Annotated in this window: 25 protein-coding genes and 3 pseudogenes; 10 read left to right on the top strand and 18 right to left on the bottom strand. The window is 56.8% G+C overall.

The genetic code is table 11. The features are described from left to right. Positions 1–34: 34 nt before the first annotated feature. The 5 genes from PSEMO_RS06195 (at position 35) to PSEMO_RS06215 (ending at position 3,811) form a co-directional block, all read left to right on the top strand. Positions 35–487 (top strand): GNAT family N-acetyltransferase, encoded by a 453-nt coding sequence (locus PSEMO_RS06195; protein ID WP_075802267.1) that lies wholly within the window; start codon positions 35–37, stop codon positions 485–487. 304 nt (positions 488–791) lie between these two features. Next, positions 792–1,442 (top strand): DedA family protein, encoded by a 651-nt coding sequence (locus tag PSEMO_RS06200; protein WP_075802268.1) that lies wholly within the window; start codon positions 792–794, stop codon positions 1,440–1,442. Between the two features lie 9 nt (positions 1,443–1,451). Further along, positions 1,452–2,267, top strand: a complete 816-nt coding sequence (locus tag PSEMO_RS06205; RefSeq protein ID WP_075802269.1) for a M90 family metallopeptidase — start codon at positions 1,452–1,454, stop codon at positions 2,265–2,267. A 91-nt stretch (positions 2,268–2,358) separates the two neighbouring features. Next, positions 2,359–2,886, top strand: a complete 528-nt coding sequence (ppa, locus tag PSEMO_RS06210; protein WP_009397414.1) for an inorganic diphosphatase — start codon at positions 2,359–2,361, stop codon at positions 2,884–2,886. Positions 2,887–3,097: 211 nt separating this feature from the next. Continuing rightward, on the top strand, positions 3,098–3,811 hold the full coding sequence (locus PSEMO_RS06215; RefSeq protein WP_075802270.1) for a LexA family transcriptional regulator: 714 nt from the start codon (positions 3,098–3,100) through the stop codon (positions 3,809–3,811). Positions 3,812–4,229: 418 nt separating this feature from the next. Here the strand turns inward: PSEMO_RS06215 and PSEMO_RS06220 are convergent, their stop codons facing one another. Further along, positions 4,230–4,577: a helix-turn-helix domain-containing protein gene (locus tag PSEMO_RS06220; RefSeq protein ID WP_075802271.1), complete on the bottom strand. Its 348-nt coding sequence runs from the start codon at positions 4,575–4,577 to the stop codon at positions 4,230–4,232. Between the two features lie 973 nt (positions 4,578–5,550). On the opposite strand from PSEMO_RS06220, the pseudogene PSEMO_RS32760 reads away from it, so the two are divergent. Next, positions 5,551–5,640, top strand: a pseudogene (locus PSEMO_RS32760) (Na+/H+ antiporter NhaA); the annotation flags it as partial. Between the two features lie 169 nt (positions 5,641–5,809). On the opposite strand, the gene nhaA reads toward PSEMO_RS32760, so the two are convergent. Both nhaA and PSEMO_RS32765 read right to left on the bottom strand, forming a co-directional pair. After that, a complete protein-coding gene (nhaA, locus tag PSEMO_RS06230; protein ID WP_075802273.1) occupies positions 5,810–7,141 on the bottom strand; it encodes a Na+/H+ antiporter NhaA in 1,332 nt (443 codons plus the stop codon). A gap of 392 nt (positions 7,142–7,533) precedes the next feature. After that, positions 7,534–8,937, bottom strand: coding sequence for a hypothetical protein (locus tag PSEMO_RS32765; RefSeq protein ID WP_144443548.1), 1,404 nt, complete (start codon positions 8,935–8,937; stop codon positions 7,534–7,536). Between the two features lie 738 nt (positions 8,938–9,675). Here PSEMO_RS32765 and PSEMO_RS06245 point away from each other — a divergent pair. Then, a pseudogene (locus tag PSEMO_RS06245) lies at positions 9,676–10,296 on the top strand (tyrosine-type recombinase/integrase). A 60-nt stretch (positions 10,297–10,356) separates the two neighbouring features. On the opposite strand, the gene arsH reads toward PSEMO_RS06245, so the two are convergent. Genes arsH through PSEMO_RS06265 form a run of 4 tightly spaced genes read right to left on the bottom strand, consistent with a single transcriptional unit; the run spans position 10,357 to position 13,221 of the window. After that, a complete protein-coding gene (arsH, locus tag PSEMO_RS06250) occupies positions 10,357–11,058 on the bottom strand; it encodes an arsenical resistance protein ArsH (RefSeq protein ID WP_075802276.1) in 702 nt (233 codons plus the stop codon). 12 nt (positions 11,059–11,070) lie between these two features. Beyond that, entirely contained in the window at positions 11,071–11,541 is a 471-nt protein-coding gene (locus PSEMO_RS06255) for an arsenate reductase ArsC (protein ID WP_075802277.1), read from the bottom strand. Between the two features lie 27 nt (positions 11,542–11,568). After that, on the bottom strand, positions 11,569–12,852 hold the full coding sequence (locus PSEMO_RS06260; RefSeq protein ID WP_075802278.1) for an arsenic transporter: 1,284 nt from the start codon (positions 12,850–12,852) through the stop codon (positions 11,569–11,571). A gap of 21 nt (positions 12,853–12,873) precedes the next feature. Further along, a complete protein-coding gene (locus tag PSEMO_RS06265; protein WP_075802279.1) occupies positions 12,874–13,221 on the bottom strand; it encodes a metalloregulator ArsR/SmtB family transcription factor in 348 nt (115 codons plus the stop codon). Between the two features lie 375 nt (positions 13,222–13,596). Between PSEMO_RS06265 and PSEMO_RS06270 the strand changes: the two genes are divergently transcribed. Then, positions 13,597–13,956, top strand: coding sequence for a response regulator (locus tag PSEMO_RS06270; protein WP_075802300.1), 360 nt, complete (start codon positions 13,597–13,599; stop codon positions 13,954–13,956). A 24-nt stretch (positions 13,957–13,980) separates the two neighbouring features. On the opposite strand, the gene PSEMO_RS06275 is transcribed toward PSEMO_RS06270, so the two are convergent. Then, entirely contained in the window at positions 13,981–15,531 is a 1,551-nt protein-coding gene (locus PSEMO_RS06275) for a sensor histidine kinase (protein ID WP_075802280.1), read from the bottom strand. Between the two features lie 170 nt (positions 15,532–15,701). Next, positions 15,702–16,112, bottom strand: a pseudogene (locus tag PSEMO_RS06280) (cation:proton antiporter domain-containing protein); the annotation flags it as partial. Between the two features lie 282 nt (positions 16,113–16,394). Between PSEMO_RS06280 and PSEMO_RS06285 the strand changes: the two are divergent. Together PSEMO_RS06285 and PSEMO_RS06290 are read left to right on the top strand one after the other, a co-directional pair. After that, positions 16,395–16,817: a low affinity iron permease family protein gene (locus PSEMO_RS06285; RefSeq protein ID WP_075802281.1), complete on the top strand. Its 423-nt coding sequence runs from the start codon at positions 16,395–16,397 to the stop codon at positions 16,815–16,817. Positions 16,818–16,959: 142 nt separating this feature from the next. After that, entirely contained in the window at positions 16,960–17,364 is a 405-nt protein-coding gene (locus tag PSEMO_RS06290) for a response regulator (protein ID WP_081430206.1), read from the top strand. A 4-nt stretch (positions 17,365–17,368) separates the two neighbouring features. Here the strand turns inward: PSEMO_RS06290 and PSEMO_RS06295 are convergent, their stop codons facing one another. From PSEMO_RS06295 to PSEMO_RS06330, 9 genes are all read right to left on the bottom strand, one after another. Continuing rightward, positions 17,369–17,758 carry a response regulator gene (locus PSEMO_RS06295; RefSeq protein ID WP_075802283.1) on the bottom strand — a complete coding sequence of 130 codons (390 nt, stop codon included), beginning with the start codon at positions 17,756–17,758 and terminating at the stop codon, positions 17,369–17,371. A gap of 207 nt (positions 17,759–17,965) precedes the next feature. Continuing rightward, positions 17,966–18,409 carry a DNA methylase gene (locus tag PSEMO_RS06300; protein WP_075802284.1) on the bottom strand — a complete coding sequence of 148 codons (444 nt, stop codon included), beginning with the start codon at positions 18,407–18,409 and terminating at the stop codon, positions 17,966–17,968. Continuing rightward, positions 18,406–18,630 (bottom strand): DUF2188 domain-containing protein, encoded by a 225-nt coding sequence (locus PSEMO_RS06305; RefSeq protein WP_075802285.1) that lies wholly within the window; start codon positions 18,628–18,630, stop codon positions 18,406–18,408. The genes PSEMO_RS06300 and PSEMO_RS06305 overlap by 4 nt, the downstream gene beginning before the upstream one ends. Positions 18,631–18,644: 14 nt before the next feature. Continuing rightward, positions 18,645–18,803, bottom strand: a complete 159-nt coding sequence (locus PSEMO_RS33430) for a hypothetical protein (protein ID WP_178391969.1) — start codon at positions 18,801–18,803, stop codon at positions 18,645–18,647. 274 nt (positions 18,804–19,077) lie between these two features. Continuing rightward, positions 19,078–19,275 (bottom strand): AlpA family phage regulatory protein, encoded by a 198-nt coding sequence (locus tag PSEMO_RS06310; RefSeq protein ID WP_075802286.1) that lies wholly within the window; start codon positions 19,273–19,275, stop codon positions 19,078–19,080. A 111-nt stretch (positions 19,276–19,386) separates the two neighbouring features. After that, complete coding sequence (locus PSEMO_RS06315; RefSeq protein WP_075802287.1) at positions 19,387–19,881, bottom strand: hypothetical protein; 495 nt, start codon at positions 19,879–19,881, stop codon at positions 19,387–19,389. Between the two features lie 11 nt (positions 19,882–19,892). Then, complete coding sequence (locus tag PSEMO_RS06320) at positions 19,893–21,140, bottom strand: tyrosine-type recombinase/integrase (protein WP_075802301.1); 1,248 nt, start codon at positions 21,138–21,140, stop codon at positions 19,893–19,895. A gap of 239 nt (positions 21,141–21,379) precedes the next feature. Beyond that, positions 21,380–21,667, bottom strand: a complete 288-nt coding sequence (locus PSEMO_RS06325; protein ID WP_075802288.1) for a HigA family addiction module antitoxin — start codon at positions 21,665–21,667, stop codon at positions 21,380–21,382. Further along, complete coding sequence (locus tag PSEMO_RS06330) at positions 21,667–21,942, bottom strand: type II toxin-antitoxin system RelE/ParE family toxin (RefSeq protein ID WP_075802289.1); 276 nt, start codon at positions 21,940–21,942, stop codon at positions 21,667–21,669. Before PSEMO_RS06330 ends, PSEMO_RS06325 begins: the two co-directional genes overlap by 1 nt. Positions 21,943–22,036 lie beyond the last annotated feature (94 nt).

A 22,036-nucleotide genomic window follows, 5' to 3' on the forward strand; every position in this document is an offset into this window, starting at 1 on the left:
CGCCGCCATTCCCTACGAAACACGAGGCCTGCTTATGCGAATCATCAAAGCAACCCTTGAGCACCTGGACCTGCTCGCCCCGCTGTTCGTCAAATACCGCGAGTTCTACGGCGAACTGCCTTACCCGGATACCTCCCGCGCCTTCCTGCAAAAGCGCCTGGAGCGTGGCGAATCGATCATCTACCTGGCCATGCCGGACGATGACGACAGCAAGCTGATGGGGTTCTGCCAGTTGTACCCGAGCTTTTCCTCGCTGTCGTTGAAGCGGGTGTGGATCCTCAACGACATCTACGTCGCCGAGGATTCCCGGCGCATGCTGGTGGCCGACCACCTGATGCGCGAAGCCAAGCGCATGGCCAAGGACACCAACGCGGTGCGCATGCGGGTGTCGACCAGCAGCGACAACGAGGTGGCGATGCGCACCTACGAGTCCATCGGCTTCCGCGAGGACACCGAGTTCAAGAACTACGTGTTGCCGATCAACTGAACGCTGGCTAGAGAACAACACAAAACCCTGTGGGAGCTGGCTTGCCAGCGATAGGGCCGGCAAGGGCAATGAGGTTGTCAGATCGGGCCTCATCGCTGGCAAGCCAGCTCCCACAGGGATCTGTGCAAGCCGGCCATCTCCGCACATTCAGCTACAAACTGCGTAAGCAGAATCCCTCCATGGCCGTATAATGCCTTCCCTCAGCCTGTGTGAATCTTTACCCAAGACTGTGGGTAAACCCTCACGCCCCACACTGCCAGCCATCGCACGCCCGTGAATCCGGGTTCTGAACAAGGTGCTGTACATGGATTTCAACCCGCTGGACCTCATTCTGCATCTCGACATGTACCTCGACATGCTGGTCAACAACTACGGTCCCTGGATCTACGCGATCCTGTTCATGGTGATCTTCTGTGAAACCGGCCTGGTGGTGATGCCCTTCCTGCCGGGCGATTCCCTGCTGTTCATCGCCGGCGCCGTGGCGGCGGGCGGCGGCATGGACCCGCTGCTGCTCGGCGGCCTGCTGATGCTCGCGGCGATCCTCGGCGACAGTACCAACTACGTGATCGGACGAACGGCCGGCGAACGCCTGTTCCGCAATCCCAACTCGAAGATCTTCCGCCGCGACTACCTGGAACAGACCCACACCTTCTACGAGCGCCATGGCGGCAAGACCGTGACCCTGGCGCGCTTCCTGCCGATCCTGCGGACCTTCGCGCCGTTCGTCGCCGGTATCGCCAAAATGTCCTACCCGCGCTTCTTCGGCTTCAGCGTGGCCGGCACCATCCTCTGGGTCGGTGGCCTGGTGACCCTCGGCTACTTCTTCGGCAACGTGCCGTTCATCAAGCAAAACCTGTCGCTGATGATCGTGGCGATCATCTTCCTGTCGCTGGTCCCGGTGATCATCGGCGTGGTCCGTGGCCGCATGGGCCGCGGCGAGGCCAAGGCGCACTGACCGGCGATCATGTGGAGCTTCAGCGCCTGGCGCCGGCGTCGCACCCTCGAACGCCATCCGGTCGATCCACAGTTGTGGCAGCAGGTGCGCGAGCGCCTGCCGATCCTCGACGGCATCAGCGACGCCGAAGACCGCTGGCTGCGCGACGCCTGCATCCTGTTTCTCAGCGACAAGCACCTGACCTGCCTGCCCGGGGTCGAGCTGGATGACGGCGAGCGCCTGTTCCTCGCCGCCCAGGCGCAACTGCCCTTGCTGCACCTGGGCGCGCTGAACTGGTACCAGGGCTTCCACGAACTGATCCTCTACCCCGACGACTTCGTCAGCCCGCAGCGCCACCGCGACAGCAGCGGCATCGAGCACGAGTGGGACGCCGAGCATAGCGGCGAAGCCTGGCAACAGGGCCCGGTGATCCTCGCCTGGCCCGGTGTGCAGGGCAGTGGCGGCTGGGAAGGCTACAACCTGGTGATCCACGAACTGGCGCACAAGCTCGACATGCTCAACGGCGACGCCAACGGCCTGCCGCCGCTGCACAACGACATGCGCGTCAGCGACTGGGCCACGGCCATGCAGCAGGCCTACGACGACCTCAACGCCCAGCTCGACCGCAACCCCGACGCCGAGACCGCCATCGACCCCTACGCGGCGGAAAACCCGGCGGAGTTCTTCGCCGTCACCAGCGAATACTTCTTCAGCGCCCCCGACCTCCTGGTCCAGGCCTACCCCGAGGTCTACGCGCAGTTGCGCAGCTTCTACCGCCAGGATCCCCTGGCCCGCCTGGAACAGCTGCAGGCCACGCATCCCGGATACAAAGAAGCCACGGAGTGAATCGGTCAAGCATCGGGGCGGGCGTGGCAAGGGCTTTCGAATGTGCCTATAATCGCGGCCAATTTTTGGTCAAACACGGGGGCAACGCCCAATGAGCTACAGCAAGATCCCGGCGGGCAAAGACCTGCCGAACGACATCTACGTCGCCATCGAGATCCCGGCCAACCACGCGCCGATCAAATACGAGATCGACAAGGACAGCGACTGCCTGTTCGTCGACCGTTTCATGGCCACCCCGATGTTCTACCCGGCCAACTACGGCTTCATCCCGAACACCCTGGCTGACGACGGCGATCCCCTGGACGTGCTGGTCGTCACCCCGTACCCGGTCGCTCCAGGCTCGGTGATCCGCGCCCGTCCGGTCGGCGTGCTGAACATGACCGACGACGGCGGCGGCGACGCCAAGATCATCGCCGTACCGCACGACAAGCTGTCGCAGCTGTACGTCGACGTGAAGGAATACACCGACCTGCCAGCCCTGCTGCTGGAGCAGATCAAGCACTTCTTCGAGAACTACAAGGATCTCGAGAAAGGCAAATGGGTCAAGATCGATGGCTGGGGCAACGCTGACGCAGCCCGCGCCGAAATCAGCAAGTCGGTCGCTGCCTACAAAGGCTGAGCCCGACCGCTGTGAAAAAGCCCCGCATTCGCGGGGCTTTTTTATGGGCGCACGGTTCGAATCCATCCAAACGCATGCAGTTCAGAGAAAATACAGAAACTTCCTACAAAAATGTCGGCAAATGCTGTAATCACCTTGCCAACGACCTACCGACATCTCTCAACTTAATGTTTATAGGAAGGACGGTCCCGGACCTCTAGTATTCACGCCCATGAATACATCCGGTGATCGACTGAAGGTCCTGCTGAGCGAGTGCAACCTGAGTGCTTCGGATTTTGCCGCGCAACGCAAGATAACGCCCCAGCATATAAACAACTGGTTTCACCGTGGCGTGCCCCAGGCCCGTCTCGAGGAAATTGCCGAGCTCCTGTGTGTGCGGGTCAAATGGCTGCGCACGGGTGAAGGCCCCAAGCACATCTCGCCACTGCCGCGGGTCAACCGCAGCCGTGGCGGCCAGGTGCGCAGCGAGCCGCCCGATCACAGTGCCCTCAGTTGCCACGATGAACACGACGTGCGGCTGCCCTTCCATACCCTGCGTGCGCGCCAGCTCGAAGCCATCCCGCAACGCTGCCTGCATCTACCGCGCCACGCCCTTGACCGCCTCGGCGTCGACCCGTCCCAGGCCATCGCCCTGAGCATGCCCGACTACAACATGACGCCGCTGATCCCCTATGGTGCCCCGCTGGCCGTCGACCGCGGCCTGACCCGGGTGGTCGACGGCGAGCTGTACGCCGTGCTCCACGATGGTCAATTGCGCATCAACAGCCTGAGCAAACGCAGCAACGGCGCGCTGCGCCTGCACAGCCACGACAGCGAGGCGTTTCCCTGCGAGAACTACCGGCTCGGGCAATCCCGCGGTCATCAGCTGGAAGTGCTGGGCTGGGTGTTCTGGTGGGCCCAGTACCGCAGCGAACGGCCGGACTGAAGCGATCTGGTGCATTTTTTGCTGGGCATTGCGAGTCGTTCCCAGTATGCTGTGCGCCACCTTGGTCCTGAGTGCCGTTTGCACGTCACGGACCGGGCGGAGCCTCACACAGTCCCCGCCCATACGACACACCCGCTGTGTCGTCCAACGATTTGAAGGCGGTTGCGGCTTGCCAAAAGCCAGCCAAGACTGTCCCCGAGAAGCCGGCCACAAGCCGGCTTTTTAATTTCTACAGCCCTTGATTTACGAGGCTCCCGCCTTCACCACCACCGCCAGCCCATACTTTGGCCCATACGTTGGCGGCAGTCTGCATTCCTTCGCTACCAGCAGCAACCAGTTGAGCCGGTTCGCCACCACGAGGCCTTTGTAGCCGCTCTGTGGGCGCAGGATGGGGAGCATGGGGATATTTGAGGATTCGTCAGGCTTCGTCCTGTGACTGCCCCAGCAGCTTCAGGAACTCGATGGCGAGCCTGCGATTCTTGGTAGTGAGTGCCTGGAAGTTCCGGCGCACCAGGATCACCTCGTTGCTCTGATCAGATGCAACCTCTTCGCCGCCTTCCGACTCGGATTCCGCTACAGCGTACAGCTCGGAGGTCTTCGTGCCCAGTGCATGGCTGAGCTTGTGCAGCAGCTCCAGAGACGGCAGTTGCTGCGATCTTTCAATCTTGGACAGGTTGCCCGCGTAAGTCCCCGCCTCCAGAGCGACAGCCTCCAGAGTGAGCCCCTTTTCCAGTCGAACCTTGCGTATAGCTGAGCCGATATTCATCCGGCGATTCTGTGGACAGGTTTCCACCAGAGCAAAGTTAACAAGGAAAAATTCTCACAAACTAATTTTCCATGTGAGAATATTCGTTCGGCAATGAGTTGCTCAGAGAGCAATTTCGTTAAGCAGGATGACCCCAAGGACGGAAAGCGAATGGGCGCTCAGAGTGGAAATGATCAGAAAGCAGCACCTGGCCGGCAAAACAACTGCGATTTTGGAATTAATCGTTCGCGCCTGGGATGGCTGAGAGTACGGTTCGAGGGTGGCCCGTCCTATCCGAAGATGGTTGCCACACTCAAAGAAATGGTAAACCGATACGGAAGCCTAGTCTTACGCGGAGAGAGGCTCTCCGGCTCCGAATGGCTTAGACGTATCGGTCAAAACGGCGGGAAAATTACCGAGGATCAACGGCGGGCTATCCAAACGCTCATGGAGAGTAACAACGCATAGCTAGACGCGTGGGTTGGAGAGACCAGCAGTGAGCGACACATACGGCTATGGAAACATTGCAATTTCTGCCTGTGCTGAAACCAACCGAACCTAGGATTACAGGGTACAAACACCGCTGATCGAGAGACCGCTTCCGTCCCGACGAGTCTTGCCTCTGCAAAAGATAACGAACATTTACTACCCGCAGCGCTCATGACACCAGGCTAACGCAAAGTGGGAAATTGCACCTGACTTGACCAAGCGCTTGCATCCCACTTGACCACCTGTTTGCATTCGACTTGACCAGCCGTTTGCATCGGATTTGACCAGCGCACGAGTACTCCTTGACCGGCAGGTATCGGCAGCTAGGGGACGTTCGCGACTGACCGCTAACGACCCGTAGCTGCCCTTCGCTCGGGGCAGCAATTGAAAGCAGCGTTCAGCTGTACTGAATGTCATAGGTAAGGCGTGTCATCGGTTTTGTTAGGGCAGCCACTGCGTATGGCCACGCCCAAATCGGTCTCAAGATGTTCCATCAGCCCTGTGACACGCCCCGACATCTATCGGCGTTGAGTCGCTATCGCTTTACTTCTGGCTCAATGACGGTCTCATGGCCATCTTTTTCCTTGTTGTTGGCAAGCTATTTCCAAGCGCACTTTGAGTATCAGGCATGTGCGCTTAGCGCGAGCGCCTCGACTCGACACTGACCCCGATTGAGAGCACTCACCCGCGCTATATGCGCACCAAATCATTGCGAGACTAGATGAGGGGCACGTAAGCCTTGGCGTGCTCGCATCGATTTGTTGTCAGCCCCTGCGAACCCGCCAAGCGCCCCAAGCTAGGCCCAACGCAGCAGCGATTATCGAGGCAGACAACACGCCGAGCTTGGCTGCGCCTAAGGAGGCCGGATCGGAGAATGCCAAGTTGGCAATGAAGATGGACATGGTGAAGCCGATGCCCGCGAGCAGACCTATCAATGTAATGCTGTTCCAGTTGACTCCAGTCGGCAGCGTGCAAAGACCGATGCGCACCATCAGCCAGCTGACACTGACGATTCCCAGCGGCTTACCAAGCACCAATGCGATTACGACAGCGGTCATTACCCACTGTGGCGCCTGTGTACTTAGGTCTACACCCGCCAGGCTGACGCCGGCATTGGCCAGAGCAAACACTGGCATGATTCCATAGGCCACCCAAGGATGCAGGCCACTCTGCACACGAACTACTGGCGGCACCAGCTCTCGCTGGGCCACTCGCAAGTTCTTTAGAGGGCTGATCAGCTCACTGGCATTCTGCTCGGGAGACCGCGCGCGCCCGAGCAACTCCTGGGTGAAGCGTGTGACCGCATCAAGTGGTCGTTCTCGCATAGGCATGGCAGTGACCGGCGTCATCAGTCCCAATACCACTCCGGCCAGAGTCGGATGTGCACCAGTCATCAATATGCCGACCCATGTAATCGCACCAGGGACTACATAAACATAGGCCGAACCCACCCCTATCCGCTGTAGACCCAATACCATCATCAAACCAATCGCAGCGATGCCGAAACCGCTGTAGTCCAGGCCTCCTGAATAGAAAATGGCGATGATGAGGACGGCGATAATATCGTCAATGATTGCCAAGGCGAGCAGGAACACACGTACGTTCGACGGAATGGATTTACCGAGCAGCGCCAGTACCCCTACGGCGAATGCGATATCGGTGGCCGTCGGCACCGCCCAGCCTTGTTGCTCAGACGGTGCATGGCCGAAACCGAGGTAAACCATTGCAGGTACCGCCACTCCACCGATTGCCGCTGCCATCGGGAGGGTGGCCTGGCGAAAGCTGGCAAGGGCGCCTTCATGGATTTCACGGCGGATTTCCATACCGACCACGAGGAAGAAGATCGTCATCAGCCCATCGTTGATCCAGAAGTGCAGCGACTGAGTGAATACCAGCGAACCGACGCCAATCGTAATGGGCGTGTGCCACAAAGCTTCATAGGTCGCGGCGGCCGAGGAATTGGCCCAGATAAGAGCTGCGATAGCGGCGATCAAAAGGACTACACCACTGATGGCTTCAATGTGCAGAAAGCGCTCGAGATTGGCGAAGGCACGCTCCGCAAGCTGTTGGGCACGGGGCAAGGTTGTTTTTTGCATAGGCGCAAGAACTCCCGCATGGCGGCCCGACCAGCGTAGTCTTTTTAACCTGCCTCACTGCACCAAGCAGTCAGCACCCACGCAATAGTGTACTGTATGAATGTGGCAATGGGGCCGTTTTCTAGATGCCCTCGAGAGGCTGCTATGGGTCGGTTGCTGCCATTCGCGAGAAGCAGCTTCGGGTCGGAAGCGGTCTATCGTGAATGGCAGTTTTCGACCCAAAGCTGCCCATCGCACACGGTAGAAATCGTCCAGGAGCAGATAGTCAGAAGTACCTACAAAACCGGGCGATTTGAAGTATTAACCTGGCAAAAACGCAAACCAAAATAAGGCTCACACCGAAGTGAGAGCCTTATCGTCCCAATAACCCTTATGCCGGCTTGCGAAGATGATTAATCTTCCATATCCGCTTCAGTAGCAGATAGGCGCTCGGCTACTGCGGGTATCGCGTACAAACGATCAAGCGCAACCAGTGCCGGATTGGCATTCAAACGATCCAGAATAGTCATCGCAGGACTCTCATTCATCTTTCGAATGGCCCTGAACGCGGGACTGTCATGCATCTCCGCGATTGCCTTCATCGCGGGGGCTTGATTCATCTCCTGCATGGCTCTGAACGCGGGACTGTTATGCATCTCCGCGATTGCCTTCATCGCGGGGGCGTGATTCATCTCCTGCATGGCTCTGAACGCGGGACTGTTATGCATCTCCGCGATTGCCTTCATCGCGGGGGCGTGATTCATCTCCTGCATGGCTCTGAACGCGGGACTGTCATGCATCTCCGCGATTGCCTTCATCGCGGGGGTTTGATTCATCTCCTGCATGGCTCTGAACGCGGGGCTGTCATGCATCTCCGCGATTGCCTTCATCGCGGGGGTTTGATTCATCTCTTGCATGGCTCTGAACGCGGGACTGTCATGCATCTCCGCGATTGCCTTCATTGCGGGGGTTTGATTCATCTCCTGCATGGCTCTGAACGCGGGGCTGTCATGCATCTCCGCGATTGCCTTCATCGCGGGGGTTTGATTCATCTCCTGCATGGCTCTGAACGCGGGACTGTCATGCATCTCCGCGATTGCCTTCATTGCGGGGGTTTGATTCATCTCCTGCATGGCTCTGATCGCGGGACTGTCATGTATCTCCGCGATTGCCTTCATCGCAGGGCTTTCATTCAAGTTTTTAAATAGGCTAAAACCTAAGTCTGCTGCACCCAGGCCCAATACCCCCGAACGATCAAGCTCAGCCTGAATCGGATTACCATTCGTCAGGCGATTGAGTTGAGCCTGAAACGTCGCGCTCGAGTGTGACAGGCGATCGAGTTGGGCGATAGTGATAGCAGTCTTGTCTTCTTCCAGGGATGAATTCGGAAGAACCACTGGATCCTCTTCGGAGGATGAATCATTGGTTGCAGGCGAGTTAATCATCTCGTTTTTTTGATTGTTAGAATGGGCAGTGGGACGACATGCATCGAAATGCTGAAGCCCTAACTCCAAGGCAATGGACTCTGCAGAATCTATAGTAATATTCCACTGCCGAGCTATCCGCTGAGAAACCGAAGTTACAACTTCGGATATTTTCAGGGGGCTACCGCTATAGTACTGTCCCAGTTCCTCAGCAAAAAAAATCAACTCATTTTCGCTTCCATAACCAAGTGCTCGGGCAAATGCTTGGCGCATAGCTGATAACTTCGGGGCAGTGTCGCTATGTGGGCAAAGTTTTTTGAGCTTTGATACAGAGCTTTTGTAGCGTGGACTGTTAAAGTCTGAGAGAGTGACCGGCATACGTGAAATAGCCATGGTGGCTCCTAATTATAGGTGCTAAACAAAGTCACAGTAGCTGGCTGTCCGTGATGCACCTGCGATTAGGTCAGTATGTGGCATCAACGATGCAGTCGATTAACGACTGAAATGTATAAGTCTCGTATCCTAAGAATTTGCGCAAGGCCAGCAGCACCGAACGAGACCAGTCCGATAAAAAAAAGGTATGCGATGCATAGCCTTAAGTCAATAGCGAACTGATTTTCGTATTTTTATGCCTGCAGTTCAAAGCTACCGCCTGACGACGTCAGCGCTCTTGTGGAATCGCCCCCTGATTTCCAGGGCGCCTTCGACTGGCTTCTTTTGGCCGTTTGCAGCCCTTACCGAAGGTCTGCTTCGGGTCGAAAGCAGCCGTTGGCATCAACACTTACTGAAGGGGTCTAAATGGCCCTCCAAGCGCCCGAAGTTGATACTCCGAGACTGCTTGGAACAACGAGTCTGCTAACATTCTAAGGCGCTCGATTTCATCGGGCGAGCTCTCTGCGGCTTTGGCTTCGTGGTACCGTCGCAGTGCCTCAATGGCTTGCTGCATCAGCGGCTCACTCGCCTCTATCTTGTCTCGTAAGTCGTCCATGCTGCTCTCCTTTTGTGACCTACGCAGTATAGGACGCCTAGCAGGTCAGGCCGTTAGCTGCTCGCCGCCAAGGGCAGCAATGGGTCATTAACGACCGCTGCTCTGGCTAACCATCCCTGTCCTCCCACACGTGGAGGATTGCCATGAACATCATCGCAACCGGCGGTCGTCAGCCCTGGAACGAAGGAAAATTGGTTGGCCAGAAAGCCCCGCTCCGACTGAGAGATATCTGGGCTACCCGATTAAGGCTTCAAGTTGGAGAGAGAACCCGTGACCTAGCTCTCTTCGATCTGGCCATAGACAGTAAGCTCAGAGCCTGCGACTTAACAAAGCTCCGGGTACGCGACGTTGCTCATGGCGAACAGGTATCCTCACGAGCCATGGTGATGCAGCAGAAAACGCACCGGCCAGTCCAGTTCGAGATTACTGAACAAACACGGTCCGCTATCGCGGCTTGGATACATCAGGCCTAGCTACGCAGCGAAGACTGCCTTTTCTCTAGCCGAGTGCATACATCAGACTATCTATCCACTCGGCAGTACGCTCGCATCGTCAAAGGCTGGGTGAAGGCCGTTGGCCTTGATCCAGCCATGTATGGCACTCATACGATGAGACGTACAAAGGCATCACTGATCTATCGCAGGATGAAGAACCTGCGGGCCTTTCAACTGCTGCTCGGCCATACGAAGCTGGAGAGCACCGTTCGATATTTGGGGATTGAGGTCGATGACGCTCTGGAGATGGCAGAGCAGACCGAGGTTTGATCATGCATAGCGGCGGTCTAAGTCAGACGGTCGCTAACCGACCCATTCCGGGCATAGCGCTTAGATCGAGCGCTGATTCACACGAGCAGATAGCTGCTCGGCGTTTTCCTTCCGCTCCGAATAGCGATCCACAAGGAATTCCTGGCGGTCACGCAGCAGCATGGTGAACTTCACCAGCTCCTCCATAACATCCACCACGCGGTCATAATACGGCGAAGGCTTCATCCGCCCAGAGTCGTCGAACTCTAGGTAGGCCTTGGGTACCGAGGACTGGTTCGGGATGGTAAACATCCGCATCCAGCGGCCAAGCACACGCAACTGGTTGACGACATTGAACGACTGCGAGCCGCCACATACCTGCATGACTGCCAAGGTCTTGCCTTGGGTGGGGCGAAGCGCACCCAGCGCCAGGGGAACCCAGTCGATCTGCGCCTTGAACACGGCAGACATTGCGCCATGACGCTCAGGCGAGCACCAGACCTGGCCTTCCGACCACTGCACCAGCTCACGCAGCTCCTGCACTTTGGGATGCTCCACCGGCACGTCGTCAGGTAGCGGCAGGCCAGAGGGATTGAAGATGCGAGTCTCGGCACCGAAGTGCTCCAGCAGGCGCGCTGCTTCTTCGATCAGCAGGCGGCTGTAGGAGCGCTCGCGGGTCGATCCGTATAGCAAAAGAATGTGTGGTTTGTGCTCGCTGGAACGGGTTGCTGCTGGTGGCACATCGAACAGCGCGAGGTCGAGATTAGGCAATTGCTCGGACATGTTTCCTCCTGCTCAAAGCGTACCGATGCGATCCAGCTCATGCTTGAGCTGATCACGGTCGAAGTGATCGAAAGGCAGTGCGAAGAAGGCCTGGCAGCGAGCCTCGATGCGGGCCAGCGTGGCGCAGAATGCTGCGTCTACCGACGCCTCGTCAGCCAAGACATCGGACGGATCCTCCAGCCCCCAGTGCGACTTCAGTGCAGGGCCGAAATGCACCGGGCAAGCTTCGCCGGCAGCCTTGTCGCACACGGTGATGACGATATCAGGAGGGCAGCCCTCGAACGCGTCATTGCCCTTGCTGCTCAGCCCATCGGTCGAGATGCCGGCATGCTGCAAGGTGGTCAGGCTGCGAGGCAACACTTGGCCCTTAGGAAAACTGCCGGAACTGACTGCCTCAAATCCCTGAGGCGCCAGGTGATTGAACATGGCCTCGGAAAGGATGCTGCGGCAGCTGTTGGCCGTGCACATGAACAGGACTCGCATGGGGGCTCCTCCGCATCGTGGCGGATATCAGAGGCTCAGGCGCAATGCCAGGGCCGAAAGGGTGATCAACAAAACCGGCAGCGTCAGCAGGATGCCGACCTTGAAGTAGTAACCCCAGGTGATGCGCACGCCTTTGCGCTCCAGCACGTGCAGCCAGAGCAGCGTGGCGAGGCTGCCGATGGGAGTGATTTTCGGGCCGAGGTCGCAGCCGATGACGTTGGCGTAGATCATCGCCTCACGCACCAGCCCTTGCGCCTCGCTGGCCTCGATGGACAAGGCACCGACCAGCACGCTTGGCATGTTGTTCATGACCGAGGACAGCAATGCAGCAATCAACCCGGTGCCGATGGTGGCACTCCACAGCCCTTGCTGAGCAAGACGATCCAGCAGGTGGGTGAGCATCTCGGTGAGGCCGGCATTTTTCAGCCCGTAGACCACCAAGTACATGCCAAGAGAGAAGATCACCACCTGCCAGGGCGCTTCGCGCAGTACCCGGCGGGTCGAGATGCGATGCCCGCGAGCGGCGACGGCAAAGAGGATCGCCGCACAGGCTGCGGCTACCGCACTGATCGGGATACCCAGTGGTTCCAGGGCGAACAGGCCAATCAAAAGCACCAGAAGCACCCAGCCGCCGACGTTGAAGGTCGCGCGGTCATGAATCGCCTCGCTTGGCGTCTTCAAGGCCGCGACCGTGTACTGCCTCGGGATATCACGGCGGAAGAACAGGAACAGCACCAGCAGGGTCGCGGCCACGCTGGCGAAATTCACCGGCACCATCACCGAGGCATATTCGCTGAAGCCCAGCCTGAAGTAGTCGGCTGAGACGATGTTCACCAGGTTGGAGACTACTAACGGCAGGCTCGCCGTGTCAGCGATGAAGCCGGCGGCCATGACGAAGGCCAGCGTCGCGGCGGGCGAGAAGCGTAGCGCAAGCAGCATCGACATGACGATGGGCGTGAGGATCAGCGCTGCCCCATCGTTGGCGAACAGCGCCGACACGGCAGCACCGAGCAGTACGCTGAAGGCGAACAGGCGGTAACCGCTGCCTTTCGCGCAGCGCGCCACGTGCAGCGCGGCCCACTCAAAGAACCCGGCCTCGTCCAGCAGCAGGCTGATGATGATGACGGCGATGAAGGTAGCGGTGGCATTCCAGACAACGGCCCACACGGTCGGGATGTCGTGTAGCGAAACGGCACCCGCCGCCAGGACGATGAGGGCACCGAGCGCGGCACTCCAGCCAACGCCAAGCCCCTTCGGTTGCCAGATGACCAATATGAGGGTGAAAACAAAAACGGCAATTGCGACCAGCATGAAGATCTCGCTTGGTGATGATCAGCAGCAGGCAGCGTCACGAACGGGGCGGCCGTCCATGTTCTTCAGCCGAAGAGAGTTGTCTGCCAACCACTGTGAGTTAGCCTGCAAGGTCACCTGCAACATTGCATGCACCCAAGCGGGCAGATCCGGGTTCAGGCGGTAATACACCCATTGGCCTTGGCGGCGATCCAACAGCATGCCATAGCTGCGCAGCTGCGCGAGGTGGCGGCTTATCTTGGGTTGGCTGTCGTTCAGCGCGCACATCAGTTCGCAGACACATAGCTCACCGAGGCTAGCTATCAGCAGGGTGGCGCGAACACGGGTCTCGTCGGATAAGCTCTTGAAAACATCGGGCGGGGTAATCATGGCTGCATCAATACATATGGAAATCGGAATATACGAATTTCCATATGTATGCTGCAAGCAGATTCGGCCTGAACGTCCGCTATGGGTCGTGAACTACCAATAGTGATGAGCTGTTTTCGCCGTTCAGTATGTGTACAACGGGGCGTATCCAACAAATGACAGGGCACCTCAATGCAAACGGCTGGTCAGCATCAATGAAAAATACTGACCAACTGCCGGCTTCAGCGCGGTGCTTAACCGTAACATCCGGCCGAACATTCATTATGCCCTCCAGATTGCATGTTTGCGCGCTTTCGCCGTCTGTCCTTCCTTCTGTCAGGTCCTGGAAACAATGGTGAATGTACTGACACCAATAGGGAAATGGGGGAGGAATTTATGCGTGGGCCGGTGTTGGTGGTTGAGGATGACGACATCCTCCGATGGTTGATGACTGAAGCCGTAACGCACTTGGGGCATGACGTCGTCGAGTGCGCAAGCGCCGATGACGCCATGCAAAAACTGCAAGAGGGTCAACCGCTGGCGTTGTTGATTACCGATGTGCGCATGCCCGGACACTATGACGGTCTGGATCTGGCCAAGGCGGTCTGGGCGTTGCATTCGGAGCTTCCGGTCATTATCGTTTCAGGCAATACGGTGCTCGAGCCTGGTTTTCTTCCGACAAACGCTCGGTTCATCACCAAACCGTGCACTCTGGACGCGTTAAGCCACGCGATCAATGAGCTCCTAGGCCACTGAAGCACAGAGTTAGCGGTCGAGCCCTTACACCTTGAATCGCACGCGGATGGTGCTTTTTCCGGACTGTCTGTCGATCGAGATGGCCGCAGCCCCGTATCCGCAGTAATTCTTGACCAGACGCATACCAAGGCCGGTACCGGTTGGCTTGGGATAGGTGTCCGGGAAACCATCCCCCTCATCTGAAACGCTGATCAGCGCGTGATCACCGGCATCCTTCACCTCGACTTCAATGGTCCCTTTCCCGTATTTCAGTGCATTGGTGATCAACTCCGAAACCACCAGGCCTAACGGCGCCATTCGTTCTGGAGGAAGCACTAATGGGTCGGCATCCAGCTCGATTTTTCGGTCAGCCAGTGCTCGGCCCAAGTCGCCCAGCAACGCCTTGAGGTAGTCAGATGCCAAAATGGCGTGCTCATGCGAGGCGTTGTATAGGCGCTCATGCACGGTGGCGATGGTGACGACCCGGCCAGCCGCTGTTTGAAGCTGAATCCTGACAGCCTCATCGGGAGTCAGGTTGGCTTGTAGGAGCAGCAAGGTATTGACCAGATGGAGGCTGTTCTTGACCCGGTGATGGACCTCCTCGACGTCCATGTTACTTCTGCTGAGTTGGGTATTTTGCGCTTCTATCAGCGAAAGCAATTGGGCTTCGTGATGCCGACGCTCAGTGATGTCCCGGGAGACTGCAATCACTTTTTCTACAGTGCCTTCAGGACCCAAGATAGGGGCGACTGTTACATCCCACCACTTAGGCTCAGCCAGTGCTGTGGGACAGGGTGCCTCGAAACGTGTGGACTCGCCGCTCACGACCTTTTCCAATGCATCAAGTACCAGTGATTCGGACTCTTGAGGCCATAGATGCCACCAGGATTTGCCTTTGACCTCAGCTAGGTCGCCGATCTGCATCAAACACAGGCCGGCGTCGTTCATGAATTCAATTTCCCCCTGGGTCGAAAGGACCTTCACGCAATCGGGACTGGCGTTGAGCATGCTTTCCGAATAAGGGTTTGAAGCGGGAACGTCAGCGCCGGCGGCCAGTCTTTCCAAGGTCATCGAGATAACGTTGGATATACCTTCCAGGAAGACCAGGTCGCTTTCGATGAAGTCATCACCGTCACTACTGTCAGCTTCCAATACCCCAAAAGGGACCGAGATGCCCCGGATAGGCACGTTGATCGCGCGCTCTATGCCGTATTTTTTCAGCAGCTCTGGGGTCCGAAAACGTTCTTCCTGGCCGAGATGGTTGGAAAGCACTGGACGGTAGGTCGATATCGCATAGCCGGCCGGGCTTGCAACATCGCCGCCTACAACCGCGCTACCGATGTCCTCCTCATCCCAGCCAACCCCGTAGGCAAGGAGGAAATCATTGGTGTCCTCAATCGGAGTAAGGACCTTGACAAAGCGCGTTTGCATCCCCTCTGCTACCACCGTACATGCCTGATTAATCAACGGATCAAGGCTGTTCGATTTCAGCGAGTGAACTCCAAACTCGACAACCAGTTCATGCTGTTTTTTGAGTCGGGCATGAGTCTTTCGTAGCGCAGCCCGGATCGTCTCATCAGGAGTCGAGTGTTCCATAAACGGTGTTCCACAACGGGAGTGGGGGTCGTTATCGTCGCACCGGCGCACTACAGAAACAATCGCATCGATGATGGAGCTTCAGCGGCACTTGGGCAGCACTCCAGCATAGTTCAGCAGCAGAGCGAATGTCCTGTTCCTCGACTTTTAGGAGAAGGCTTTGGCGAGGATCAAGGCGTCCGCTTTCGCCGGGCCTGATAGCGTGCCAGGAGAGATTGAACAGAGAGACCATGAACCAAGATGCTCAGCGCAACGACTGACAGAACCAGGTTGCTACTCTGCGCTGTAGCACTCGGGGGAAGCCCGTGATTTATCGCGTAGAAGAGATAGTACAGGCTGCCGATTCCCTTGATGCCGAGCCAGCCCAGAAGTCCTCGCTGAGGAGCATCCAAACCTTGGCGCAAAGGGGTGAGAAAAACACTGAGTGGTCGGAAGATACAGAACAGTGCGCCCGCAACGATGAGCCCCTGCCAATCCCAGTGCTCCAGCAGCACCACTCCCAAGAGTGTGACCAGAAAGACTTCCATTGCTCGCTCAACCAGGCTGCCAAACGCCAACATGTCACCCAGCATGAGCCGAGCGCGATGCCAAGGCCAAGACAAACCACCGAGGTGGTAACCGGCGCCCAGCGAAGATAGGACGATGACAGGGCTAAGACCAAGAGCCCTGCGCCCAGCATTGCGAACCAAACGATGAAGGTCATTACCCAAACGCCTTGAAACTCAGATGGTGAGCGTTCGAGTGGGTACCGAAGCGGCTCGTTCAGCCTGTCTCCAGATGTCACTTGTCTAGCCGACCAAATGTAAAAAAAGATTTCAGGCTCTGACGACGGTCCTACGTTCTAGTACACCTAGGAGAAAGTCATGAAATTCGCGCAGTTCTGCCAATGGCTCGCCAACCGGTCGGGGAAGCCAAGTACATTTTTGATCGCCGTGGTGCTCATTGGGTTATGGGCTATCTCAGGGCCCTGGTTCCACTACAATGACACCTGGCAGCTCATCATCAACACCTCTACGACGATCGTCACTTTCCTGATGGTGTTTCTGATCCAGAACACGCAGAACAGGGATAACGACATCATCCACGTGAAGCTGGACGAGCTGATTCGCGCCACCAAGTCGGCTCAACGTTCTGTCTTGGATTTGGAAGATATGGACAGCAAAGAGCTTCGAGCGCTGCGCAGGGAATACCGCGCGATGGCTGAAAATTGCGGTCAAGCGGATTTGCAGGAGCCAAGCACTCCTGAGGATGGAGAGCAGCGCGTAAATATCGATCAGCAACGCTAGCCTGGGGCGTTTGATTGATTAAGTGAGTCAGAATGAATTTTTCTGGTACAAGCGATGTCGTAATGACATCGCGCACCAAGCCGCCTTGAAGACGGCGACAGGATGTCAGCTTCGACCTAGTGCGCGTTACACGAGCCAGATGATGAAACACACGATTTTCCCTCCACCGCTTCCCCCCGTGATGCTTGTAGAAGACGAACCTGCGTTAAGAGAAATCCTCACCTTTATGCTCGAGGATCTCGGAGCTGTGGTGACCAGCTTTGCAACCGCTGCTGAAGGACTCGCCGCTCTAAGTACTCAGGAATGGGCGTTGGTCCTCACGGACGTTAGAACACCAGGGCCTTTCGATGGGCTTGCTCTTGCAACCACAGCCCGGGCAAGACTTCCTGCGGCTGGGGTCATAGTAATGAGCGGGTTCTATGAAGAGATGGGAAGACCACTGCCGATGGGAGTGTCTTTTCTGCCCAAACCGTGGCCTTCAGAGTCTTTTGACCAACTGGTAATGCCCGTTCTCGAACAGTTCAGCAAGCGGATGAACCCAGAGTAGGGGGTTACCGGCTCAGGGCTTGTCCGATGGCGTCAATGAGTTGTTCAAGAGCCCAAGGTTTGAAAAGGAAGATGGTTCGAGGATCGAGCCCACCTGTGTCCAGGTTGAAGCCGGACGTGAAGATACAGGGCAAATCGGGCCACTTCTGTTGGATCATGGAAAGGAACTCCATACCTTTGATGCTACCAGGTAGCCCATGGTCGGCGATGGCCAGAGAGAAGCTACCGTGCTGCTCCAATAACTCGATGAGCGCGTCATCGGCGTTATCGAATGTGGTGCAGTCACCTCCCAACTCCCGAATGATATCGGACATCAATGTCCTCAACGTCTGATCGTCTTCCAGAACAAGTACCTTCATTCCGGTCAAAGACAGTCCTTTTGTCTCGAATTTCATAAGGCCTCTCGCCTGCAAAAAAGAGAGTTTTTCATGATCCCGGGTGATAATCGACGGTAGCGTATAGCCATCGCGCTGTCTGCTCGCGCCGTCATATTTTGAACAGAACACCAAAGGAAGATGGTTGTGAAGAAGGTCGTCTTCGGCGTGTGGATGCGAGTCTCCACGTCCAGAGATATTCTGAGCGAAGCGGCTTGATAAAATTCCCTACTCGGCGCTATGGGTACGCTCGAGGTAGGGGCGGAACTCTCGCAGAAAAATTTCGACGGTTTTCGGCCCGATCCCGTTCAGGCTGAGAAGCCAAGTTTCAAATTGACCGGTGTCGGATGCTGTGACGACAGTGGCAAGCTTGGCGTGGAGCTCTGCCTCAAGGCGTAGCCCTAAAGCGTGGAGCCGGCGGGCTGTTGATTCGTCATAACGTGCATAGCCCGCCTGGCCCAGCAACTTTACAAGGATCTGGTGCGAGCATCCGGCCAGCTTGCTCGGTGAATCCAAACCATGTCTGTTGACCAGAGTACGATAGGCCTCCACTGCAGTGCTGGACCGAATCCTCTTTCCAATCAGAAAGCTGGCAAGCAGCCACTTGTAAACACCGACTTCATAAGCCTCTGAAATGTCAATGCCCAAAGTGGCAGCTGTAACCGTGATCACCCCTTGGTGCGCTTCGGGTCAGCGGTACGTGGATAAGTCCGTTCTTCCTCGATTGCTCCGTCGGCCTTGTGGATCTTGACCGAGGCGGTTTTCCCGTCGAAGAACTCGGAAAGGTGGCCGACCAATTCAGCCTTCGTAGCAGCGCGCTTGGAAGCACGTTCAGCACCGGCTTTCTTCAGCTCCCAACCATCGGCGGTCGGGCTCACGTGATAATTTTCCACGGCGTATCCTCCTATTAGATTGATTCGCCATCGTCCTGGATGTCTTCCTCAGCTTCAGCTGCATCCGTGGCGTCGGCATCGTTCAACGGCGGAGACGTAGGCTTCTCCAGGTCATTGATGAAAGGGACCTTGCTCGGCCCTTGCTCTTCAGAACCTTCTGTTTTTGGCTGCATGGTGCACCTCCTTTACCCACGGTTGGAGCGCTTCGCCGCGTCTACGTTCAGTTCGATCAGTTGCACCGTCGTTCCGATCCTATGCTGCTGGCAGAGGTGTTCAGTTATCTGGGCCCCGAGGTTCACACAGTTAACCGGTAAGATGACCAGCATTTCTGGCCACACATTTCCAGTGTTATGCCACCTCAGTTAAACCAACTAAATCCTTCGGTACGCCACCTTTGCACCATAAATTAGGTAGGATCGCTCGATAAGTACTGAAATACCGTCAAAATTAACGAGGCACTTGGAGACGGTCCTCCACCCATTGTTCAACCTCAACTGAATCCCACCCCACCGCCCTAGCACCGATGCGCCGACACCGAGGAAAATCTCCCACCCTCATCAAGGCATAGATGTGGCTGCGACGAAATCCGCATAGCTGCTCCGTCTCTTTCAGTCGAATAATCCGACGTGGGCCCCGTTGCACCATCGTACCTTGACCATCTGGTTGTCCGTGTTTCATTCCCTCAAACCTTGCACCTCGGTGGCGCTCAATGGATTCGTGGAAAGGGAATCTACGCACGACAACGCGCACGTTAACTTAAGGTGCGCGCATTTTTTCTTGCTTGTTCAAAACACGCCTGACCTGGGACACAGAGTGTTTGACTCGCTTAGCTATGACCGCGCTAGGAAGGCCTTGCGCTGCCAGCCGGATCGCATTCTGGTGCCAGTCCGGGATCAATTTTTTCTCTCGATTTTTCTCCATTACCTTTCGTTTTTTATCCACCGTGTACTCCTTGGCACGGAGAGCGATGTTAACTGTCTTGGTGCTGAACTCATTTCGGATGTCATGGACCAAGAAATGGATAGTTTCCAGGCTGACGCTCACCTCCCTCGTGAACTGCCTTCTTTTCTCAGATGTGCTCATCGCACTCTGGTCAAGCGCAAGTGCTTCGAAAACAATCTTTTCCTCACCACCACATTCATCGAGTTCTTGAGCCCACTGGTCGAGGTTCTCTCTAGTGAGTTCAGCGCCCTCTAGCGTTGCCTCACTTGCAAATAGCAGGAGCAGTTCTGCGACTACCTTTCCATCCATATCTACCGCCTTTACAGCGCGTGCTTGGTTTCAAAAGGGATGATATTCCCGAAATAGGGGGTAGTGACGAACGCTGCCCACGAGTTCATCAGCCGCCTACGCTTGATGAGCAAATCCGAGCGCGAATACGCCCCCTCGGTCTGGTCCCGCTCGTCATGCGCCAGCGCCAGCTCACAAACCTCGCGCGGATGATGCGTTTCCTCGCCAGCCCAATCGCGGAAGGAACTGCGGAAGCCATGACGGGTGATGTCGCCATGCCCCATGTCGTGCAGCAGATTTCGAATGGCATTGGTATGCATCACCCCGCTCTTCCCTCGCCCTGGGAAGAGAAAGTTACTTTCCTCGACACGCGGCAACGCCCGCAACATCTCAACGACTTGAGGCGCCAATGGAATGGTGAAGGCTTTTCTCATCTTCATTCGCTCGGCCGGCAGCGCCCATACGCCAGCCTCCAGGTCGAACTCCGACCACCTGGCACCTTGCACCATCTGAGCCCGAGCAGCGGTGAAGATAAGCAAGCGAGCTGCAACAGCGGCACGGAATTCACTTTCAGCCAGTTGCTGCATGAGCGCAGGCACTTCCTTCCAGCTCATCGCGGCGAAGTGCTCTCGTATCCGTGCCTTCTTTTTATCGGCATTGTTCAGCAGCTTATCCAGATGGCCCCGCCAGCGAGCCGGGTTTTCGCCATCGCGCAGATTGCGTGCCTTGGCAGCATCCAGAACCAGCTGGATCTGCCCACGCACCTCATCTGCCGTTCGCGTTTTGGTGGCCCAGATAGGCTGGAGAACCTTGAGCACCAGGTCGGTATCGATCTCTCCGACAGGCACCGCACCAATCACTTCGAAGGCATACAGCTCCAGCTTCCTCAGCCAGCCCTTTCGCCATTTCTCAGACCATCCAGGGCCATGAGTCTCGGCATACTCCTTTGCCATCTGCTCGAAGAGCACGCGCTTCGCATCATCGGCGCGGCGCTGGGTAATTAGGCGATCCTGCTCATCATCTCGGGCAGTCCTGGGACAGATACCATTGGCCCGGAGCTTACGCGCATCAGCATGCTTGATTCGGGCATCCGACAACGAGACTTCTGGATAACCTCCCAGCCCCATTTCGGTCGTTTTCTTGTTGAGCTTGTATTTGTAGATCCAGCTCGTACCTCCAGTTTCTCCAACCTTGAAGTACAGGCCGTTCCCATCATTCGCCATATCCTTCACGCCAGCCTTGGCAAGTTGCTCCACCCTTTTGACCGTCAGCTTCCCCATGAGCCCTCCACTACACCCATCCTCCCAGCCCACACCCCAGCCCATACTTTGGAGGCTGGCTTTCCTTGGTGGCATCTGGCCTTTAGTGGACGAACATACACGGAAAACCCAGTAAAACCCAATGGTTACCGGGACCTCTTATAAAATCAGTGGAGTTCTCTGGACAACCTATAAGCCGGCCACAAGCCGGCTTTTTAATGCCCTCCAGCTTTGTCAGCCCCCTGTCCTTCAGCCGCCGGTCATGCGATCGCGAGCTTGCCTACTCTCTGCAAATCCACATGCTGGCGCGCAACCCACAGGTCATACGCGTCCTGCAGGGCCAACCAGCTTTCCGGCGAACGACCGAGCGCTACCGACAGCCTCAGCGCCATTTCAGGGGTAACACGGCTGGTGCCCTTCAAGACGCGGCTCAGGGTCGAGGGCGCGACGCCCAGCTTCTCCGCCAGCTCACGACCGCTGATACCGTTCGGCTCCAGATAGATATCGGTGATGAATTCACCTGGATGGGGAGGGTTATGCATGTTCATCAGTAGTAGTCCTCATAGTCCAGAACATAAGCGTTTCCGTCACGAAACTCGAACGTCAGCCGCCAGTTGCCGTTCACCATGATCGACCAGCGCCCTCGCATTCCCCTTTGGGAATGCAGGCGAAAGCCTGGAATATCCATATCGTCTATCGCCCTCGCAGTATCAAGGGCAGCCAATTGCAACCTCAAGCGCCTGGCATGAGCAGGCTGGACGCCAGCGGTGCTTCCCGTCTCGTAGAGCTTGCGCAGCCCTTTGTGCTGAAATGATTTGATCATTGCGCAAACGTAGCATGTTGCGCAACACGCAACAATAAATGACATATCTGGTAATCCAATGCAAGCGGACCATGCGTCCAAGGCCTCTGGAGTC

Origin of the sequence: Pseudomonas putida (assembly GCF_001941965.1) — a bacterium.
In the GTDB taxonomy this organism is placed as follows: Bacteria; Pseudomonadota; Gammaproteobacteria; order Pseudomonadales; family Pseudomonadaceae; genus Aquipseudomonas; species Aquipseudomonas putida_L.

What these genes read in the sequence shown, in the direction of transcription:
- PSEMO_RS06195 (WP_075802267.1), top strand. Translation starts at nt 35, where the DNA reads ATGCGAATCATCAAAGCAACCCTTGAGCACCTGGACCTGCTCGCCCCG.
- PSEMO_RS06200 (WP_075802268.1), top strand. Translation starts at nt 792, where the DNA reads ATGGATTTCAACCCGCTGGACCTCATTCTGCATCTCGACATGTACCTC.
- PSEMO_RS06205 (WP_075802269.1), top strand. Translation starts at nt 1,452, where the DNA reads ATGTGGAGCTTCAGCGCCTGGCGCCGGCGTCGCACCCTCGAACGCCAT.
- ppa (WP_009397414.1), top strand. Translation starts at nt 2,359, where the DNA reads ATGAGCTACAGCAAGATCCCGGCGGGCAAAGACCTGCCGAACGACATC.
- PSEMO_RS06215 (WP_075802270.1), top strand. Translation starts at nt 3,098, where the DNA reads ATGAATACATCCGGTGATCGACTGAAGGTCCTGCTGAGCGAGTGCAAC.
- PSEMO_RS06220 (WP_075802271.1), bottom strand. Translation starts at nt 4,577, where the DNA reads ATGAATATCGGCTCAGCTATACGCAAGGTTCGACTGGAAAAGGGGCTC.
- nhaA (WP_075802273.1), bottom strand. Translation starts at nt 7,141, where the DNA reads ATGCAAAAAACAACCTTGCCCCGTGCCCAACAGCTTGCGGAGCGTGCC.
- PSEMO_RS32765 (WP_144443548.1), bottom strand. Translation starts at nt 8,937, where the DNA reads ATGGCTATTTCACGTATGCCGGTCACTCTCTCAGACTTTAACAGTCCA.
- arsH (WP_075802276.1), bottom strand. Translation starts at nt 11,058, where the DNA reads ATGTCCGAGCAATTGCCTAATCTCGACCTCGCGCTGTTCGATGTGCCA.
- PSEMO_RS06255 (WP_075802277.1), bottom strand. Translation starts at nt 11,541, where the DNA reads ATGCGAGTCCTGTTCATGTGCACGGCCAACAGCTGCCGCAGCATCCTT.
- PSEMO_RS06260 (WP_075802278.1), bottom strand. Translation starts at nt 12,852, where the DNA reads ATGCTGGTCGCAATTGCCGTTTTTGTTTTCACCCTCATATTGGTCATC.
- PSEMO_RS06265 (WP_075802279.1), bottom strand. Translation starts at nt 13,221, where the DNA reads ATGATTACCCCGCCCGATGTTTTCAAGAGCTTATCCGACGAGACCCGT.
- PSEMO_RS06270 (WP_075802300.1), top strand. Translation starts at nt 13,597, where the DNA reads ATGCGTGGGCCGGTGTTGGTGGTTGAGGATGACGACATCCTCCGATGG.
- PSEMO_RS06275 (WP_075802280.1), bottom strand. Translation starts at nt 15,531, where the DNA reads ATGGAACACTCGACTCCTGATGAGACGATCCGGGCTGCGCTACGAAAG.
- PSEMO_RS06285 (WP_075802281.1), top strand. Translation starts at nt 16,395, where the DNA reads ATGAAATTCGCGCAGTTCTGCCAATGGCTCGCCAACCGGTCGGGGAAG.
- PSEMO_RS06290 (WP_081430206.1), top strand. Translation starts at nt 16,960, where the DNA reads ATGAAACACACGATTTTCCCTCCACCGCTTCCCCCCGTGATGCTTGTA.
- PSEMO_RS06295 (WP_075802283.1), bottom strand. Translation starts at nt 17,758, where the DNA reads ATGAAATTCGAGACAAAAGGACTGTCTTTGACCGGAATGAAGGTACTT.
- PSEMO_RS33430 (WP_178391969.1), bottom strand. Translation starts at nt 18,803, where the DNA reads ATGCAGCCAAAAACAGAAGGTTCTGAAGAGCAAGGGCCGAGCAAGGTC.
- PSEMO_RS06310 (WP_075802286.1), bottom strand. Translation starts at nt 19,275, where the DNA reads ATGGTGCAACGGGGCCCACGTCGGATTATTCGACTGAAAGAGACGGAG.
- PSEMO_RS06315 (WP_075802287.1), bottom strand. Translation starts at nt 19,881, where the DNA reads ATGGATGGAAAGGTAGTCGCAGAACTGCTCCTGCTATTTGCAAGTGAG.
- PSEMO_RS06320 (WP_075802301.1), bottom strand. Translation starts at nt 21,140, where the DNA reads ATGGGGAAGCTGACGGTCAAAAGGGTGGAGCAACTTGCCAAGGCTGGC.
- PSEMO_RS06325 (WP_075802288.1), bottom strand. Translation starts at nt 21,667, where the DNA reads ATGAACATGCATAACCCTCCCCATCCAGGTGAATTCATCACCGATATC.
- PSEMO_RS06330 (WP_075802289.1), bottom strand. Translation starts at nt 21,942, where the DNA reads ATGATCAAATCATTTCAGCACAAAGGGCTGCGCAAGCTCTACGAGACG.